Raw genomic sequence first — 19,765 nt, forward strand, 5'->3', positions numbered from 1 at the left:
CCGCCTGCTGCCTGGGCATTGGGAGGGCGACTTGATCAAGGGAAAGCTCAACCGTTCGGCCGTGGTCACCTTGGTCTGCCGCAAGACCTTGTTCGTGATGCTGGTCAAGATGGATGGCGCCACGGCGCTGGATGCTCTCAAGGGCTACGAGCAAGCCTTCTCGCCATTGGACGAAGCGCTTCGAAAAACCTTGACCTACGACCAAGGCAAGGWGATGGCCTTGCACAAGAAGCTCGCCGAAAGCACGGGTTTGAAGATCTACTTTGCGGATCCTCACAGCCCTTGGCAGCGCGGCATCAACGAGAACACCAATGGTTTGATCAGGCAGTACCTGCCCAAGGGAACGGACTTGAGCGTTCACTCTCAGCGCCATCTCGATCACATCGCCTGGAGCCTGAACACCCGCCCACGCAAGACCTTGGGGTTCCGTACTCCGGCACAAGTCCTCTTCGAAGACTGTTTCAACCAGAATGTCGATATCCAACCTATCGTTGCACTTGGGATTTGAGACCGCCAGGCAAAAGAAAGGCGACCCTACTGTCTGTGTCCCTTCGCTTCGCTACGGGCAACCTGCGGTGCTCGGCGCAGGAGGGGGTCCGCAGAACTCGCTTCGCTCAAACAGCTGCGGCCCTGATCCCTCCTGCGCCTGCGCTCCTCGGCACAGCCAGAAGGGAGCGATCCGCGCCATCGCTTCGCTCGGCTCTTGAACAGTCTACTCTGGCCTTCGCTTCGCTCGGCGGCGCATCCAGTTCTGGTGGCTTCGACAACCACGCGCCTTCATTCCAAGCCCAGCAGGCGCAAAGCGCCTGCTGGGCGCCCGTGGCCGAGCGCAGCGATGGCCCGCGTGTCTCCAATCCCCTCTGGCTGCGCCGAGGAGCGCAGCGTTTCGCGGATCAGGGCTCGCCCTTGTCTGAGCGAAGCGAGTTTGGGCGAGACCCCGCGAAACGCGAGCACCGCAGGTTGCCCCGTAGCGCAGCGAAGGGGTCGCAGACAGTGGGGTCGCCTTTCTTTTGCCTACTTTTCTTTGGCGAAGCAAAGAAAAGTAGGTCGGCCGCCGGGCCGAGACCCGGCCCCGGGAAACAAACTCCAAGCACAACTCAAAGAGGAGCCAGTCAATGACCGACTCCAACGAAGACGACCGCACCCGCGTAGTCCCCAAATCAACACCGCCGTCGCAGCCCACGACAACAGGCGACACCTCCGCCACAGTCATCACGGCAGGCCCCCCCACAAGCATGTCCGGCACAACCCCGGTAACAAGCCCCGCCACCGGCACAACGGAAGCAGGCCTGCTCCCAGTAGGCAGCCGCCTCGCAGAATTCGAAATCACAAGAGTCATAGGCCAAGGCGGCTTCGGCGTCGTCTACGAAGCCTGGGACCACACCCTCGAACGCGTAGTCGCAATCAAGGAATACCTCCCCACCTCCCTCTCCACAAGACAGAACGACGGCACAGTAGTCCCCCTGTCGGAAAGACACCGCGAAACCTTCGACCTGGGCATGCGCAGCTTCATCAACGAAGCCCGCCTGCTCGCCCAGTTCGACCATCCGTCGCTACTCAAGGTCTACCGCTTCTGGCAGGAAAAAGGCACCACCTACATGGTCATGCCCTTCTACAGGGGCGAGACGCTGCGTGAAGCCCTGGTGTCGATTCCGGCGGGCGTAGACGAGGCATGGCTGATCCGCATCATGGACGGCGTGACGCAGGCACTGGCGGTGATGCACAACGCCAACTGCTATCACCGCGACATCGCCCCCGACAACATCATCCTGCTCGAAGGCTCGGGCCGCCCGGTGGTGCTGGACTTCGGCGCCGCGCGCCGCGTGATCACCGACAAGACGCAGGCGATCACGGTGATCCTGAAGCCCGGCTACGCGCCGATCGAGCAGTACGCCGAGATGCCCGACATGTCGCAGGGCGCGTGGACGGACGTGTACGCGCTCGCGGCGGTGATGCACGTGGCAGTGTGCGGCCGCGCGCCGCCGCCTTCGGTGGCGCGCCTGCTGTCGGACAGCTACGTGCCGCTCGCGGGCAACGAGATCCTGCGCAAGCGCTACAGCCCGCGCCTGCTGGAGGCGATCGACGCGGGGCTGGGCGTGCGGCCCGAGCAGCGGCCGCAGTCGATGGAGGAACTGCGCGCGGCGCTCGACCTGGAAGTGGGGCACAGCGTCGCGCCGGTGCCGCGCACGCAGCCGCCATCGTCGTCCGGCGCGCGGACGACGATGGCAGGCACGAATGCGGATGCGGCCACGGTCATCGCCGGCAAGGCGGGCGGTGCGAAGAAAGCGTCTGCGCCCGCCCCCGCGCCTGCGGGCAACAAGGGCGGCGGCAGCAAGACCGCCATCGCCCTCGCTTCCATCGCCGTGCTCGCGGCGGCGGCCGGCGGGGGCTGGTGGTGGTTCCAGGGGCGAGGCGGTGCCGACGACAAGCCGGTCGTCAGCACCACGCCGGCTCCGCCGTCCGACACCAGGGTTGCCGAGGCACCACCGCCCCCGCCGCCTCCACCACCGCCTCCCCCTCCGGCCCCGCGCACGCCGGCCGAGTCGCTGCAGTCGCTCGCGGCCGGCGCGGCGCCCGGCTTCGACGTGACGGCCATGCCGAAGAAAGCCGAGGTCGCCATCGGCAAGGACCGGCTCGCCTTCGAGGTCCGCAGCAAGCGCGAGGGATTCGTCTACGTGTTCCTGCTGTCGAGCGGCGGCGAGATGTTCCTGCTGTTCCCGAACCTGCTGGACAAGTACAACAAGATCACCGCGGGCGGCACGCTGTCGCTGCCGCGCGCCTCGTGGCCGATGGACGCGGGCGGGCCGGCGGGCACCGACCAGTTCGCGGTGCTGGTGAGCGAGCACGAGCGCGATTTCAGCGCCGCGGGCGTGCAGAACGACGGCGTGTTCCCGGTGTTCCCGCTGCCCGTGCTGGCCGCGCTGGAGGCCACGCGCGGCACCGGTCCGTCGCCGCTGCTGGGCAAGCCGGTGTGCGCGCCCAACACCCCGTGCAACGACGTCTACGGCGTCGGCAATTTCAAAATCGTCGAGAAGTAATCGTCTGCAGAGCGTCGGCCCCGGGGCCGTGACCACTTTCCGGACAAGGAGGCTTTCATGATGACCACATCGCAATCGCAGCAGCACCAGGCACGCAGAACGCGAGGGCCTGGCCGCCCGCTCCGGTGGAGCGCTCTCGCGACGGCCGCCGCCATGGCGGCGCTGGCGGGCTGTACCACGCCTCCGCCGGCGGCCACCGAAACCGCGGCCGCGGCCGCGGCACCCGCTCCCGTGAGCACCGATACCGCCGCGTCGCGCCCGCCTCCCGGCGCGAGCCTGGCCGGCCAGGCCCGCACCTTCTCGACGCAGCTCGCCACCTACACCTCGGTGAGCTTCGACTCGGTGCCGGGCTGGTCGCGCGACGACTTCTCCGAGAGCTGGCCCGCCTTCCTCGGCAGCTGCAAGGTGCTCAACGGCCGCGGCGCCGAATGGAAGTCGGTTTGCGACCGCGCGCAGAAGGTCGACAGCAAGAACAACAACGCCATCCGGGGCTTCTTCGAAGGCGAGTTCTCGGCTTACCAGATCCGCGACGACGACCGCCGGCCCGACGGCGTGGTCACCGGCTACTTCGAGCCCGAGATCCCCGGTGCGCGCCAGTACGGCGCGCCCTTCATCTACCCGGTGTACGGCCAGCCCGAGGACATGCTGTTCGCCGACGCGCGCAAGCTGCCGCCGGGCAACGGCACCGTGGCGGCCCGCGTCCAGGGCCGCAAGGTGGTGGTGCAGACCGGCCTGAGCACGCGCGACATGGGCGCGCCGGGCCTCTATGCGCTGGACCTCTCGGGCATCGCGCGCGACACGCTGGACCGCAAGGTGCGCCTGCGCATCGAGGGCAAGCAGCTGCTGCCGTACTACACGCGCGAAGAGATCGAGACCAAGGGCGCGCCCAACGCCAAGGTGCTGGCCTTCGTGAGCAGCGCCACCGCGCTGTACGAGATGCAGATCCAGGGCTCGGGCCGCATCCGCATGGCCAACGGCGACATCGTGCGCGTGGCCTATGCCGAGCAGAACGGCCAGCCTTTCCGGCCCACGCTGGCGCGGGCGGCCAACGGCAAGCCGCGCAGCGCGGTGAAGGTGCGCGGCTCGTCCATCGAGCTGCAGCTGGACGACGGCGACGACGACGACAGCGACATCGGCTCGGTGGCCGACGGCACCATCCGCACGCGCGGCTTCACGCTGGCGCGGCCGGTGACCAGCGGCGCGGTGGTGGTGCCGGGACGGCGCCCGGCGGCCGGCGCGGTGACTGGCTCGGGCATCAAGGACCCGAGCTATGTGTTCTTCAAGGAATCGACTTCGCCCGTGGGCGGACCGGTGGGCGCCTTCGGCGTTCCGCTTTCTGCGGGGCGCTCCATCGCGGTCGATCCGCGCAGCACGCCGCTGGGCTATCCGGTGTTCGTCTCCACGCGCACGCCCGGCAGCGGCGCGCCCATGCAGCGCCTGACCATCGCGCAGGACACCGGCGGCGCCATCCGCGGCGCGGTGCGGGCCGACTATTTCTTCGGCAACGGCCAGCAGGCCGCGACCAACGCGCGCCGCATGAAGGAGCGCGGGCAGCTCTGGATACTGCTGCCGCGCGGCCTCGCCGTGGCGCAGGCGGCCGTGTCCTCGACCATCCGCACGCGCGGCGGGCCGGTGGGCGCGAACCTGCCGCAGTGCCTGGTGCCATCGGAAGACAGCTGCGTCGACGACTGAAGGATCGAAGGATGCAATCCCCCGGGCCAATGGTCATCCCGCTGGCCGGCGAAGCGAGGTCCGTTCGGGGAACACCGCGGAACCGGCTTCGCCGGGCCGCCGGTGCTGCCCCCTGCAAGGGGGTGGGCGAAGCGGCACGAAGTGCGCGCAGCCTGGGGGTGAGCCGATGATCGAGACGCTGTCGTCCGCGGAAAGCAGTGAGCTCGTTCGCCTGTGGCGACGGCGCCAGACGCTGTCTCCCGGCGAGATGGGCGCCATGTACCGCATCGTCGGCGGGGCATTGGTGGCCTGCAACCCGCCCGAACTGCAGGTGCTGGGCGAGGGCCGGCAGGAGCTGGTGGCGCAGTTCATCTACGTGAAGGTGCTGCGGCTCGACGCCGACCCCGACGAGGCCGAAGAGCGCGCGGGCCACAGCGCGCCGTCCACCGCCTTCGCGCTGTGCGCCTACTTCCGCCGCTACCTCATCGACTGCACGCGCGCGAGCGCCTTCCGCCGCAAGCTGTCCATCGGCGACCAGATCACCGAGGCGCAACTGGAGGACGAGATCGGCGCCGGCGAGGACCTCGAAGGCTGCCTCTCCGAGCACGGCCTGAGCGTGCAGGCCGTGCAGCAGGCCGCGCGCGAGTTCATCGCGGCGCTGCCCGAGCCCGAGCGGCTGCTGCTGTGCGAGGGCTTCGGCAAGGAGGCCGAGGGCGGGCTGTCGGGCATCGCATCGCGCCATGCGATCGCTTCCTATCACTACCGCGCCGGCCGGCTGGGCCTGGTGCACAAGCGCGAAGGGCTCACCGCGGACTACGCAAGGACCCGGCTCGGCGGCTGGCTTCAGCAGACGCTGGGCATCGCCATCGAGCCCGACAACATGGCGGCGATCCTGCAGGTTTTCAAAATCCTCGGTGCTGAAGCGTCTTACGCCTGAAGACATAGCCATTCAGGAACAGACGCCATGACCCACGACCTCTGGCCCCCGCTCGGCGTGATACGCCACGCGCTGGAAACGACCGGCGCGGCCACTGTGCCGGACGCCGGAACCGGAGACGACGCGCCCGGCACGGCCACCGTGGCCATGCCCGGATCACCGCCGGGAACGCCGGCCGCGCCTGCCGCCGCCGGACCCGACCTGTTGATGCCTCTCACCGAATTGGCCCGGCGCCGCGAGGCTGTCGCCCAGCGTACCTTCCCGGCCCGCTGGGCGCCGGGCCGCCTCGTCAGTGTGCTGTGCAGGGGGCGGCTGCTCGGCGTGCTGCTCGACCGCTGCATCCACGACGACCTCTGGCAGGGCTGGATGGCCGCCGGCGAGGCCGACTGGGCTAGTGCCTTCGACGTGCTGCTGGAGCCCGAGGACGAGCCCTTCGAGCCCATGTTCGGCGTGATCCAGACATGGAACGTGATCACGCTCGAGCCCAGTCCGCGGCTGTGTGCGCGCGTGCTGGGCGAGATATCGGCCACGCGGCTGGCGGCCATCCGCGCGGTGCACGACGAATGGGCCGCGCGCGCGGCGCCCGCCATCGCGCCGGAACCCGGGCGCATCGCGCTGCGCGGCGTGGGCGGCGGTGTGTTCTCGGTGCTGTCGGGCACGCCGCTCGGGCCGGAAGATCCGCGCACCGACTACCAGGACCTGTACCGCGACGCGGGTCTGGAACTCGGCACCGCGATGACGCGGCCCGGGAGCGACGAGGCCGCTCCTTCTCCATCTCCTTCGCGCGCTCGGCCGCAGCCCGGCCCCGAAGGCGGCTGGTGGGGCAGCATCCGCCGCTGGTTCGGCGCCGAAGGCTGGGCACGCCCGGCTTTTGCCGTGCTGGCGCTGGTCGTGGTGATCCAGAACGCCGGTCTCATCGGCGGCCGTGGCGCGCCCGAAGACGACGAAGTGCGCTTCCGAGCCGTGCCCACGGCGCCCGCAGCCGCACCGGCGCGCGCCGACCTCTTCGTGCGCTGGAAGCCCGGCGCGCGCATGGACGAGGCCGACCGGCTGCTGCAGTCGATCTCGGCCGACGTGGTGGGCGGGCCGGGCGTCGATGGCGCATGGCGCCTGCGCGCGCCCCAGCCTGTGCAAGCGCTGGCCGCGCTCGCAGCCTCGCCGCTGGTCGAATCGGCCGGGGCGCTCGGATCTGCCGGGGAGCGGCGGCCATGACCCGCGGCGCCCGCCTGTCTTCCTCCCTCCCCCTCTGGGGGAGGGCAGGGGTGGGGGCACGCGGCGTGTCCATTGGGCGCTCTGCCTGCCCCCATCCCAGCCTTCCCCCAAAGGGGGAAGGAGCGAGGCAACTGCGCTTGCTGCAGGCGCTGCTCATCCTGTGGCTGCTCGCCTGTGGAAGCCTCGCCTTCGCCACCCAGCGCGCGCTGCTCGTCGGCGTCTCTGAACTCGTCAACCAGCCGCAGGCGCTGTGGCTGCAGGCGCCGCGCAACGACGTGATGCTGATGCGCGACGCGCTGCTGAAGCAGGGCTTTGCCGCCCCCGACATCGCCGTGCTCGCCGACGGCGTGAGCGGCGCGGCGCTGCCCGAGGCGCAGGCCATCCACGATGCGCTGACGAAGCTGCTCGCGCAGTCGAAGAGCGGCGACTTCGTGCTGCTGTACTTCTCCGGCCATGGCACGCGGCTGCGCGACATCGTCAAGCGCTACCAGGAGCCCGACGGGTTGTCGGAGAACTTCCTCGCGCGCGACGTGCGCGGCACGCTGGGCAGCGACAACGCGCTCGCGGGCGACCTGCGCGACGTGGACTTCGATGTGTGGATCCAGTCCTTCCTCGCCAGGAACGTGTTCGTGGCCTCGGTGTTCGACACCTGCTCCGCCAACTCCATGACGCGCGGCATCGCCGATGCGCCACCCACCGCCGAGGGCCCGCCCGACGACGAGGTGCGCTGGCGCGGACTGCGCGCGACGCAGCTGACGGGCGGCGCGCCACCCGCCCGGCAGCCGGCACCGCCCGCGCCGGCCGAGGCCGTGCCGCGCGCTCGTTATGTCGCCTTCTTCGCGTCCGAGAGCCACCAGATCACGCCCGAGCTGCGGCTGCCGCGCAAGGCGCGCAACGCAAGGCCGCAGGGCCTGCTGACCTGGGCGATGGTGGAAGCACTCTCGCGAAAACCCGCCACCTGGCGGGAATTGTTCGATGGCGTGCTCGCGCTGTACCCGCCGGTCATCGACGAACTCGCGCAGCGTTTTCCGACACGCGAGCTGCCGTCCCCGGTGGCCGAAGGCAACCTCGACGCGCCGCTGTTCGCCAACAGCGGCGCTCCCGCATCCACGCGCCCCGTGTGGCGCGCGCAGCGCAGCGGCGACAGCCTGGCCATCAAGGCGGGCCTGCTCGACGGCATTGCGCAGCAGCAGGAACTGCGCGTGCTCGCCACGCTCGACGACGGCACCGTGCGCGGCGCGCCGGCTGCCGTGTCGCAGATCAAGCTCGGCAACGCATGGCTGGCCGTGCCGGCGGCGCTGACGGACGTGCCGGGCAGTGCCTTCTGGAGCGTCACGCCCATGGCCGAGCCAGCCGCCACCGCGTTGCGCGTGCGCGCCGACAAGCCCTTGCCAATTGGCCTGAGCCTCGATTACCCGGCCGCGATCCGCGCGGCGGACAGCGCGGCCACTGCCGACGTGCGCTGGACCGACCTCGGTGCCTCGGGCCAGCGCCTCGAACTGCTCGCGCCGCTCTTCGGCGCGAGCGTCTCCACCGTGGTGCTGCCCGACACCGCCGCGCTGCGCCGCCGGCTGCAGGCGCTGGCGCAGCTCAAGTGGCTCTCGCAATTGCAGGGCTACGGCAAGGACGGCCAGCTCGACGGCTTCGACGCCGCGCTGGAGGTGTGGAGCGGCGACCGCATGCTGAGCAGCGTGCCCGTTTCGCAATCCGCCAACGCGCTGCCCGCCGCACGTGCCGGCGAGCGCGTGCGCCTGAACGTGCGCAACACCAGCGGCCGCTCGCTCGATCTGGTCATCGCCGGCATCGACGCCCGCGGCAACCTGCAGCCGGTCTATCCCGACGAGTCCGGCGAAACCAACCGCTTCAAGCGCGGCACGCCTGAGCAGCCCTCGGCGAAGCGCTTCGACCTGCCATGGCTCGACGCGGCGGGCGACGCGCGCCTGCTGGTCATGGCCGTGCCCGCCGCGCCCTACAGCGCGCCGCGCCTGTTCGGCGTGGGCTATGCGCAGGCCGACGTTTCGGAGGTGCGCGTGCGTGGCGGTCAGCCACCGGCCGAGAGCGCCGAACGCCAGGTGTTCGCGGCCCTGCTGCGCAGGAGCGCCGTTGCGGCGGATGCAGGTGCCCGGCCATGACGGCGAAGCGCGGCGCCCGGCGCCATCTTCTTTTTCCCGTTTCCTTTTCTTCCCGATATCCGGAGGTGATATGGCATTCCTAGACGACGGCTCCTGGAGCCCTGAAGACGCCCGCCAGTTCTACGAGCTGATCGGCACCGGCTCGGCCGAGACCGACCTGGTCATGCTGATCGAGAACAAGGGCGCGCCGGTCGAAGGCGAGCTGGAGCGCAGCTTCGACGACGGCAAGGCGCGCCTGAACATCGGCGGCTACTACTGGTCGGTGCAGGTGCCCGAGTCTTCCAGCCAGAACCAGGTGGTGCCCAACAACCTGATCGTCGCGCGCCGCAGCGACGCGGCCACCGCCACCATCGCCAGCCTGCTGCGCGCGCAGGAGAAAGACCTGAAGGTGATGATCAGCGCCTTCAAGTCCGGCGGCGACGAGCGCGCGCCCGATGCGCAGTCGACCTTCGAGCTGGTGCTGGAGAACGCGCGCATCTGCCGGCTGGTGCTGAGCTCGGGCGGCCACTGGGGCGTGCCCTCGGAGCTGATCTCCATCAGCTACCGCACGGTGAAAGTGCGCTCGGCGCCGCAGAAGACCACCGGCCTGCGCGGCGCGGTGCGCGAATGCCAGTTCACCCGCGCCTGATCCGCACGCCCACCAGTCCAGCCGCAAGGAGCCGCACACCATGACCACCGCCGCCGAATTCCTCAAGGCCGCCGATCCCGCCGCCGCCCTCAAGGCCCTGAGCGACGACGTGCGCGCCAAGCCTTCCGACAGCAGGCACCGCGTGTTCATGGCGCAGCTGCTGTGCGTGCTGGGTCAGTGGGAGCGCGCGCTCAACCAGCTCACCGTCGCGGCCGAGCTCGACGCGCTGGCCGTGCCCATGAAGCAGGTCTACGGCGAGGCCGTGCGCTGCGAGGGCCTGCGCGCCGAGGTGTTCGCCGGTACGCGAACGCCGATGATCTTCGGCCAGCCCGACGAGTGGCTGGCGCTGCTCATCGAGTCGCTGCTGCGCCAGGGCCGAGGTGAGAGCGAACTGGCCGAGGACCTGCGCCAGCGTGCCTTCGACGGCGCGCCCGCCATCGGCGGCAGCATCGACGGCAAGCCCTTCGAATGGCTCTCCGACGCCGACATGCGCCTGGGTCCGGTGCTCGAGGCCTTCGTCAACGGGAAGTACTACTGGATTCCGTACGCACGCCTCGCCCACATCAAGATCGAGCCGCCCGAAGACCTGCGCGACTGCGTGTGGATGCCCGCGCACCTGCAGTTCGAGAACGGCGGTGAGACCCTCGCGCTCATCCCCACGCGCTACGAAGGCACCGAGAAGCAGGAAGACGGCGAGCTGCGCCTCGCGCGCAAGACCGAATGGCGCGAGCTGCGCCCCGAGGTCTGGGCCGGCTGGGGCCAGCGCGTGCTGAGCAGCAGCGACGGCAGCGAGCACGCGCTGATGGACGTGCGCGAGATCCTGTTCACGCCGGATGATGCCGAGGCCGATACAGCGGCCGAAGGTGCCGTCGATGGCTGAGCTCACCGCGCAGGAGCGGCTGCAGCCTTCGCTGCTCGATCGCCTCGTCGACAACGCGCCCGACGAGAAGCGCGAGAGCGACGACAAGCGCACCCTGACCAAGCAGGCGCTGCGGCAGGCCGTGCTGCGCGACCTGGGCTGGCTCTTCAACGCCACGGGCTACGGCCTCTCGATGGACGACAGGCAGTACCCCAACGCGGCGCGCTCGGTCATCAACTACGGATTGCCTATGCTGTCTGGCCAGTTCACCTCGTCGGTGCAGCGTGTCAGCATGGAACAGGCTTTGAAGAACGCAATCCTGCAGTTCGAGCCGCGCATCCTGTCCCGAACACTCGAAGTCGAACTCATCATGGAGGGCCCGGCACTTGACTCGCACAACAGCATCGGCCTGCAGATCCGCGGCATGCTGTGGGCGCAGCCCGTGCCGCTGGAGTTCCTCATGCGAAGCCGCGTAGACCTCGAAGAGGGCCGCATCGAGATCGTGGACATGGCGCAAAACCCGAGGTGAGTCCGCCATGGACCCCAGGCTGCTGAGTCTGTACGAACAGGAACTGCGCTACTTCCGCGAAAGCTCTTCAGAGTTCGCACGCGCATTTCCAAAGATTGCGCATCGGCTTGGCATCGAAGGCCAGGAGGTCGCCGATCCGTACGTGGAGCGGCTCATCGAGGCCACGGCCTTCCTCTCGGCGCGCGTGGGCCTGAAGCTCGACGCCGAATACCCGCGCTTCACCGGGCACCTGCTGGACATCGTCTATCCGCACTTCCTCGCGCCGACGCCGGCGATGGTGGTGGTCTCCTTCGCGCCCGACCCCGACGACGCCAACCTCGCCACCGGCCCGAGCCTGCCGCGTGGCAGCGGCCTGCGTGCGCGGCAGGCGGTGGGGCAGAACACGCATTGCGAGTTCCGCACGGCCAGCGCCCTGCGCATCTGGCCCATCGAGGTGCAGCGCGCGCAGTACTTCACCTACGCGCCCGACCTGCCGCTGAACACGCATCCGCAGTCGCGCGCGATCCGCGGCGGCCTGCGCATCGTGCTGCGCGCCACGGCCGGGCTGGACTTCAGCCAGATCGCGCTCGACGACCTCGTGCTGCATTTCGGCGGCGCGGAAGACGTGGCCTGGCAGCTGCACGAATGCGCGCTGGGCCAGCCCATCGGCGTGCTGGTGCGGCCGCTGGGGCCGGGCGGTGCGCTGCAGGGCACGCCGCGCAGCCTGCCGCCCGGCGCCATCGGCGCGGTCGGCTTCGAAGACGACGAGGCGCTGCTGCCCGTCACCGCCACCGGTTTCTCGGGCTTCAGGCTGCTGCAGGAGTACTTCGCCTTTCCCCAGCGCTTCCAGTTCGTGCGCATCGGCGGGCTCAAGGCGCTGCTGGCGCAGATGCCGGTTGCCGAGGTCGAGATCGTGCTGCTGTTCTCGCGCGGCGACGCGGCCCTCGAAAAGCTCGTGAGCGCGGACAACGTGCTGCTGCACTGCGTGCCCGCGGTGAACCTGTTCACCAAGCGGCTCGACCGCGTGCCGCTGACCGAGGGCGTGAGCCAGTTCCACCTGGTGCCCGACCGCACGCGGCCGCAGGACTTCGAGGTGCACACTGTTACCGAGGTCATCGGCCACGGCACGCCGGGCACCGACGCGGCCGCGGCCGAGCAGCCGTTCAGGCCCTTCTATTCGGCCTTCCACGGCAGCCGGATGAGCCACCCGGCCTACTTCACGGTCACGCGCGAGCCGCGCATGCTGTCGGTGCGCCAGCGCACCGAGGGCAACCGCAGCAGCCACATCGGCTCCGAGGTCTACATGCAGATCGTCGATCCGCAGCAGGCGCCGTACGCGGCCACGCTGCGGCAGCTGGCGGTGACCGCGCTGTGCACCAACCGCGACCTGCCGTTGCTGATGCCGCTGGGCCGCGAGAACGACTTCGACTGCGTCGATTCCTTCCCCGTGCAGCGCGTGCGCATGGTGCGCGGGCCCTCGCGGCCGGTGTCGCCGGTGGTGAGCCAGGGGCTGGGCTGGCGCGTGGTCGACCATCTCGCGCTCAACTACCTGTCGCTGTCCGACAGCACGCCGGAGCAGGGCGCCGCCGCGCTGCGCGAGACGCTGATGCTCTACGCAGTGCATGCCGACGAGATGCGCCAGGGCCAGGTGCGCGGGCTGCTGTCGGTGAAGTGCAAGCCCGTGGCGCGCCGCCTGCCTCTGAAGGGGCCGATCGCCTTCGGGCGCGGACTGGAGGTGACCTTGGAGGTCGACAAGGACGCCTTCCACGGCCACAGCAGCTTTCTCTTCGGTGCCGTGCTGGCGCGCTTTCTCTCGCGCCACGTGGAGGTGAACCATTTCGTCGAGACCGTGCTGCGCATCGCGGGCAAGGGCGAGACCATGCGCTGGAGGCCGCTGTGCGGGACGCGGCAGATCCTGTGATCGGCAACGTGGCCCGCGCGCCCGGGCAGGCCGGGGGCGGGGTGCAGGACCGCGTCGATGCCGCATTGCGCGGCTGGTCGGCCGAGCCCTGGGCCTTCGACTATTTCGCGGTGATGCGCCGGCTGGAGTCGGTCGCGAAGACCACGCCGCGCTGGGGCCGCGCATTGCTGCCGAGCGCCGAGCCGGTACGCGTGGGGCAGGAACCTTCGCTTTCGTTCGCGCCCGCGAGCTTCAGCCGCTTCGAGCCCGCCACAGCGCACTCGCCGCCGCGCCTGCGCCAGCAGTTCTTCGGCTACATCGGCCCCAACGGGCCGCTGCCGGTGCACCTGAGCGACTTCATCCGCGAGCGCAGCCTGAACCACGGCGACCCGACCTGGCTGGCTTTCCTCGACAGTTTTTCGCACCGCTTCTCGCTGCACTTCTACCGCGCATGGGCGCAGTCGCGCCCGGCCGTGGCGCTGGACCGGCCCGGCGAGGACCGCTTCCGCCTGCAGATCGGCGCGTTGGTCGGCATCGGCACGCCGGGCCGTGTGGAGCGCGACGAGATCCATGACGACGCGCGGCTGCACTTCTCGGGCTGGCTCGCGCGCCGCGTGCACAACGTGGAGAGCGTGGAGTCGGTGCTGTGCAGCTACTTCGGCGTGCCGGTGAAGCTGGAGCGCTGGGTCGGCCACTGGATGAGCCTGCCCGCCGGTGAACTCACGCGGCTGGGGCAGGGCGAGAGCTCGCGTTCCATGGGCATGGGCGCCATGCTCGGCACCCGCGCGTGGGACCGCCAGCACCGCGTGCGCCTGCATCTGGGGCCGCTCACGATCGAGCAATACCGCATGTTCCTGCCCATCGGCGACGCGCGCCCCGTGCTGCAGCGCTGGATGCAGCAACTGCTCGGCGACGAGCTCGAGTGGGACGCCGAGCTCGTGCTCGAGAAGGCGCAGGTGCCCGCCACCCGACTGGGCGTGACCAAGGGCAGCGCGCCGCGCCTGGGCTGGGTGTCGTGGCTCGGCGAGCGCAGGCGCTCGCACGACGCCGCCGACGTGCGCATCGGCAGCCAGTCTTTCAACAAGCCCACCTTCATTCGTCCAGAAGAGATACGGAGTCCCTCATGAGTGAAATCAGCCGCACCGCCCTTTTCGGCAAGCTCAACTCGCTGGCCTACAAGGCCATCGAAGGCGCCACCGTGTTCTGCAAGATGCGGGGCAATCCGTACGTGGAGCTGGAGCACTGGTTCGCGCAGCTGCTGCAGGCGCAGGACTCCGACCTGCACCGCGTGATCCAGCACTACGGCCTCGACGTGTCGGTCATCGCGAAAGACATGACCGCCGCGCTCGACCGCCTGCCGCGCGGCGCCACCGCCATCAGCGACTTCTCGCCGCACATCGAGAACGCCATCGAGCGCGCATGGACCTACGCCACGCTGCAGTTCGGCGAGGCCCAGGTGCGCACCGGCTACCTGCTGGTGGGCATGCTGAAGACGCAGAGCCTGCGCAACCCGCTGTTCGGCCTGTCGAAGCAGTTCGAGAAGGTCAAGGTCGAGGACCTGGCCGACAACTTCGCGAAGATCTGCGACGCCTCGCCCGAAGCGCAGATGCGCGCGCAGGACGGCACCGGCATGGGCAGCGGCGCGCCCGGCGAAGACTCCGGCGCGATGGCGCCGGCCGCCATGGGCAAGGGCGACGCGCTGAAGAAGTTCGCGGTCGACCTCACCGAGAAGGCCAAGAAGGGCGAGATGGACCCGGTGACGGGCCGCGACGAGGAGATCCGCCAGATCGTCGACATCCTCATGCGCCGCCGCCAGAACAACCCGCTGCTCACCGGCGAGGCGGGCGTCGGAAAGACGGCCGTGGTGGAAGGCTTCGCACAGCGCCTGGCGCGCGGCGACGTGCCGCCGCAGCTGAAGGACGTGAAGTTGCTCACGCTCGACATCGGCCTGCTGCAGGCCGGCGCGAGCATGAAGGGCGAGTTCGAGCAGCGCCTGCGCCAGGTGATCGACGAGGTGCAGAGCTCGCCCACGCCCATCATCCTGTTCATCGACGAGATCCACACACTGGTGGGTGCGGGCGGTGCGGCCGGCACCGGAGACGCGGCCAACCTGCTCAAGCCGGCGCTGGCGCGCGGCAACCTGCGCACCATCGGCGCCACCACCTGGGCCGAATACAAGAAATACATCGAGAAAGACCCGGCGCTCACCCGCCGCTTCCAGGTGGTGCAGGTGCCGGAGCCCGACGAGACCAAGGCCATCCTGATGCTGCGCGGCGTGGCCAGCGTGCTCGAGAAGCACCACCGCGTGCAGCTGCTCGACGAGGCCATCGAGGCGGCCGTGAAGCTGAGCCACCGCTACATTCCCGCGCGCCAGCTGCCCGACAAGGCCGTGAGCCTGCTCGACACCGCCTGCGCGCGCGTGGCCGTGTCGCAGCACGCGACGCCGCCCGAGGTGGAAGACTGCATGCGCCGCATCGAGGGGCTGACGGTCGAGCAGGAGATCATCGGCCGCGAAGAGGCCATCGGCATCGACGTGACCAAGCGTGCCGCGCAGGTGGCCGCGTTGCTGGCCGAATCGAAGGTGCAGCTCGATGCGCTCAACGCACGCTGGCAGGAAGAGAAGGGGCTGGTCGATCGGCTGCTGGAGCTGCGCGCCAAGCTGCGTGCGGGTAACAAGCCGGTGGATGCTGCTTCACTCCCTCCCCCCCTGGGGGAGGGCAGCGGCGCATCCAATGCTGACGATGGTGCGAAGGCCGACGTGCCCCAACCCTCCCCCAGCGGGGGAAGGAGCGAGGACCGCGCCGCGCTGCTGGCCGAACTGCACGAGCTGCAGGCCAGGATCCACGCTGTGCAGGGTGAGTCGCCGCTGRTCCTGCCTTCGGTCGACGAGCAGGCCGTCGCCTCGGTGGTCGCCGACTGGACCGGCATTCCCGTCGGACGCATGGTCAAGAACGAAGTGGAGGCAGTGCTCAAGCTCGCCGACACGCTCAACCAGCGCGTGATCGGACAGAAGCACGGCCTGGAGATGATCGCGCGGCGCATCCAGACCTCGCGCGCGCGGCTGGACAACCCGCAGAAGCCCATCGGCGTGTTCATGCTCTGCGGCACCTCGGGCGTGGGCAAGACCGAGACGGCGCTCGCGCTGGCCGAGGCGCTGTACGGCGGCGAGCAGAACATCATCACCATCAACATGAGCGAGTTCCAGGAGGCGCACACCGTCTCCACGCTCAAGGGCGCACCTCCGGGCTACGTGGGTTACGGCGAGGGCGGCATCCTGACCGAGGCGGTGCGCCGCCGTCCCTACAGCGTGGTGCTGCTCGACGAAGTGGAGAAGGCGCACCCGGACGTGCACGAGATCTTCTTCCAGGTCTTCGACAAGGGCTGGATGGAAGACGGCGAGGGCCGGATGATCGACTTCAAGAACACGATCATCCTGCTGACCACCAACGCCGGCAGCGAGCTGGTCATGAGCATGTGCCGCGACCCCGAGCTGCTGCCCGAGCCCAACAGCCTGGCCGATGCGCTGAAGGCTCCGCTGATGAAGGTGTTTCCGCCCGCGCTGCTGGGCCGCATCGTCACCATTCCCTACTACCCGCTGTCGCCCGAGATGATGAAGAAGATCGTGCGGCTGCAGCTGGGCCGCATCAAGAAGCGCGTGGAAACCAACCACGGCGTGCCCTTCGAGTACAGCGACGCGGTGGTCGACCAGGTGGTCGCGCGCTGCCAGGACCCGGAGTCGGGCGGGCGCGTGATCGACGCGATCCTCACCAACACCGTGCTGCCGACGATCTCGGTCGAGTACCTGCAGCGGCTGGCCTCGGGCGGGGAGATTCGCCGCGTGGCGCTCGACGTGAAGGACGCGGACTTCACCTACGCCTTCGACTGACATGACGCACACCCCCAGTCTTCGCGCACTTCGTGTCGCTTCGCCAACCCCCTTGCAGGGGGCAACGCCTGCGGCCCGGCAAAGCCGGTTCCGCGGCGTTTCGCGAACGGGCCGCGACGACTGACGCCGCATTGACGCAAGAGACCAAGAAATGGCCGACAACGAGTTCCGCATCGAGAGCGATTCACCCGCCAAGGACGACCTGATGTTCTGGCGCATCGTGGGACACGAGGCGCTGGCGCGCCCGTCGGCCTACGAGCTCACGGTGATCTCGACGAACAAGGCCATCGACGCCAAGGACATCCTCGGGCATGCCTTCGACGTGGTGATCGGGTTCAAGGACGCCGACGGCGGCACGCACGAGCGCCACTGCCAGGGCCATGCGGTGCGCTTCGTGCGCGCGGGCCACATGGGGCGGCACTACGAATACCGCATCACGCTGCGCTCGTGGTTCTGGCTGCTCACCAAGCGAGCCAACTCCCGCATCCTGCAGGAGAAGAAGGTGCTCGAAGTGCTCGACGCGGTGTTCGAGGACAGCCCCATCAAGCGCTTCAAGAAGACCAAGGCCGACAACGTGGTCGGCACGCACAACCCGCGCCGCTATTGCGTGCAGCACCAGGAAAGCGACTACAGGTTTCTCTCGCGCCTGCTGGAGGACGAGGGCATCTACTACTGGTTCGACGCGCACGATGCGCCCGGCACCATGCATCTTTCGGACGCCAGCGACATGGCACACGAGAAGCTGCCGGCGGCCGACACCCTGCGCCACATGGCCGTCAACGCCGCCGAGCCGCGATTCAACGAGATCTCGCGCTGGGTGAGCGGGCGCCAGTTCGACACCGGCAAGCACGCCTCGCGCGACAGCGACTTCAAGGCCATCAAGAAGAAGCTGGGCGCCGACATCGACGCATCGGACGACCACGAACTCGCGAGCCTGGAGCTCTTCGAGTTCCCGGGCGGCTACTTCAGCGGCGACGATGGCGAGACCCGCGCCAAGCTGCGCGGCGACGAGCTCAACGCGCGCCGCGACCGCCACTGGGCCGTGACGCCCTGGCCCGACGTCACGGCCGGGCGCGGCTTCAAGTACGAGGGCGACCCCGACGGCACGCGCAACGGCGACTACGTGATCGCGGCCTGCACCTTCGTCGCCAGCCATCGCGGCTACGAGGGCGTGAGCGGCAACACCCTCGCGCAGCCCGTGCATGCCGCGCTGGCCGACGTGCTGCGCGACGACGCGGTGAATGCCGACACGCTGCCCGTGCTGGAAGAGATCATCGCGGCCACGCCCGCGCTCTCGGCCGCGCAGACCGGCAGCAGCATCTTCCTGCTCACCGTGATGCCGGTCGAGCGCCTGTTCCGCACGCCGCGCCTCACGCCGCGCGTGACCATGCCGGGCCCGCAGACCGCCATCGTCGTCGGCCCCAAGGGCGACGAGCTGCACGTGGACGACCACGGCCGCGTGAAGGTGCACTTCCACTGGGACCGCTACGACGAGAGCAACGAGAAGTCCACCTGCTGGATCCGGGTATCGCAGCCCTGGGGCGGCAAGGGCTGGGGCGGCTACTTCATCCCGCGCATCGGCCAGGAGGTGATCGTCGACTTTCTCAACGGCGACCCCGACCGGCCCATCATCATGGGCCGCGTCTACAACGACGACCAGCCCATTCCCTACAAGTCGCCCACGCAGAGCGGCTTCAAGACGCGCTCCACGCCCGGCGGCGGCTCCTCGAACTACAACGAGATCATGTTCGAGGACAAGAAGGGCGAGGAAAAAATCAACATCCACGCCGAGCTGGACATGAGCCGCAGCGTGGAGCGCGACGACTCCACCACCATCGACCGCGACCAGAGCGTCACCGTCAAGCGCGACCAGACCAACCACGTGGACCGCGACCGCAAGAGCACGGTGACGCGCAACGACACCAACATGGTGGTGGTGGACCAGAAGAACACGGTCAAGGGCAAGCAGAACAACCAGGTGGTGGGCGACCGCACCACATTCGTCGACAGCAACGACAAGACCATGGTGACCGGCACCAGCCTGAGCGACGTGACCGGCGCGCGCACCGACACTTCGCGTGCCGGCGAAACCCGCAACGTGATCGGCAACCAGACCATCACCGTCAGCGGCAACGTCACTTACAAGGCCGCGAAGATGAGCTTCGAGGCCGGGCACATCGACTGGATGGTGACGGGCTCGAGCTCGAAGTACATCACGGTGCCTACCGGACCGCTGCACCTGATGGCCAACAAGATCAAGCTGATGAGCAACACCGGCATCGAGATGATGGCGGTGGGCAGCATCGACGCGACCTCGGTCGGCTCCAACACGACCATCCTGGGGCCGAACACCAGCGGCTACATCGGCACCAACAGCGAAGCCAACCTGGGTATAGCGCGCTCGACCTTCATGGGCATGAGCATCGACAACGCACTGGCCATCGCCATCTCCAACTTCGGGGGCGTGGCGATCGATACCGCGCTGGGCGTCAAGCTGTCGTCGGGCCTCGCGCCCGAGATTCAGGCCTTTCCGGTCGATGTGGAGCAGGCTGCGCTGCATACGTTCACCCCGGGCGCCGGGGCCGGTGGAGCCGGCGGGGCTGCCGTCGCGGGCCTCCTCGGGGCTGTTGCGGGCCTCGCCAGCGCGGATGCCGATGTCGCGGCGACCTTGAAGCAATACGCAGACGCTGCCGATGCGCTGGACAACGCCGCCAATGAAGCCGATGCCGCGCACCTGCCTGGACTTGCCGGCCGCTTGCGCTCTCTCGGTGCGATCACGCGCAACCGTCGCATGGAAGGTGTGATCGGCAGCATTCCGGTGATCGGCACTGTCGCCATCGCCGGCGGCGAACTGATCGTCGGCGCCTTGGGCGCCGCCGGTGTCGGCACGGGCGGAGAACGCCTGGCGGCCGACGAATCGGTCAATGCGGACGGTTCCGCCGCACCGCCCCCGCCTCCGCCGGCGCCACCCGCGCCTCCGCCGGCGCCCGGGGT

13 protein-coding genes are annotated in these 19,765 nt (G+C 69.2%); all 13 read left to right on the forward strand.

Translation table 11 applies throughout. From position 1 onward, the window contains the following. Positions 1 to 508, forward strand: a 508-nt coding sequence (locus tag QMO14_RS29365; RefSeq protein ID WP_301511509.1) for an IS30 family transposase, incomplete at its 5' end; no start/stop codon positions are given. 607 nt (positions 509 to 1,115) lie between these two features. Then, positions 1,116 to 3,038, forward strand: a complete 1,923-nt coding sequence (locus QMO14_RS29370) for a serine/threonine-protein kinase (RefSeq protein WP_301511510.1) — start codon at positions 1,116 to 1,118, stop codon at positions 3,036 to 3,038. 60 nt (positions 3,039 to 3,098) lie between these two features. Continuing rightward, the gene (locus QMO14_RS29375) at positions 3,099 to 4,730 is read left to right on the forward strand and encodes a murein transglycosylase A (protein ID WP_367618180.1); all 1,632 of its coding nucleotides are present in this window, start codon (positions 3,099 to 3,101) and stop codon (positions 4,728 to 4,730) included. A gap of 166 nt (positions 4,731 to 4,896) precedes the next feature. Further along, on the forward strand, positions 4,897 to 5,646 hold the full coding sequence (locus tag QMO14_RS29380) for a hypothetical protein (RefSeq protein ID WP_301511513.1): 750 nt from the start codon (positions 4,897 to 4,899) through the stop codon (positions 5,644 to 5,646). 27 nt (positions 5,647 to 5,673) lie between these two features. Next, a complete protein-coding gene (locus QMO14_RS29385; protein ID WP_301511514.1) occupies positions 5,674 to 6,858 on the forward strand; it encodes a hypothetical protein in 1,185 nt (394 codons plus the stop codon). A 137-nt stretch (positions 6,859 to 6,995) separates the two neighbouring features. Further along, entirely contained in the window at positions 6,996 to 8,990 is a 1,995-nt protein-coding gene (locus QMO14_RS29390) for a caspase family protein (protein WP_301511516.1), read from the forward strand. A 70-nt stretch (positions 8,991 to 9,060) separates the two neighbouring features. Further along, positions 9,061 to 9,618, forward strand: a complete 558-nt coding sequence (locus QMO14_RS29395; RefSeq protein ID WP_301511517.1) for a type VI secretion system tube protein Hcp — start codon at positions 9,061 to 9,063, stop codon at positions 9,616 to 9,618. 40 nt (positions 9,619 to 9,658) lie between these two features. Beyond that, positions 9,659 to 10,498, forward strand: a complete 840-nt coding sequence (locus tag QMO14_RS29400; RefSeq protein WP_301511519.1) for a type VI secretion system accessory protein TagJ — start codon at positions 9,659 to 9,661, stop codon at positions 10,496 to 10,498. After that, positions 10,491 to 11,006, forward strand: a complete 516-nt coding sequence (gene tssE / locus QMO14_RS29405) for a type VI secretion system baseplate subunit TssE (protein WP_126025725.1) — start codon at positions 10,491 to 10,493, stop codon at positions 11,004 to 11,006. Before QMO14_RS29400 ends, tssE begins: the two co-directional genes overlap by 8 nt. 7 nt (positions 11,007 to 11,013) lie before the next feature. Next, positions 11,014 to 12,906, forward strand: coding sequence for a type VI secretion system baseplate subunit TssF (tssF, locus tag QMO14_RS29410; protein WP_301511520.1), 1,893 nt, complete (start codon positions 11,014 to 11,016; stop codon positions 12,904 to 12,906). Then, entirely contained in the window at positions 12,882 to 14,012 is a 1,131-nt protein-coding gene (tssG, locus tag QMO14_RS29415; protein ID WP_301511522.1) for a type VI secretion system baseplate subunit TssG, read from the forward strand. The genes tssF and tssG overlap by 25 nt, the downstream gene beginning before the upstream one ends. Continuing rightward, positions 14,009 to 16,771: a type VI secretion system ATPase TssH gene (gene tssH, locus QMO14_RS29420; protein ID WP_301511523.1), complete on the forward strand. Its 2,763-nt coding sequence runs from the start codon at positions 14,009 to 14,011 to the stop codon at positions 16,769 to 16,771. Before tssG ends, tssH begins: the two co-directional genes overlap by 4 nt. A 151-nt stretch (positions 16,772 to 16,922) precedes the next feature. Then, positions 16,923 to 19,765: type VI secretion system Vgr family protein (locus QMO14_RS29425; RefSeq protein WP_301511525.1), on the forward strand; the 2,843-nt coding region annotated here is incomplete at its 3' end.

The sequence above is a fragment of the Variovorax sp. CAN15 genome, from assembly GCF_030462475.1.
Lineage (GTDB): Bacteria > Pseudomonadota > Gammaproteobacteria > Burkholderiales > Burkholderiaceae_C > Variovorax.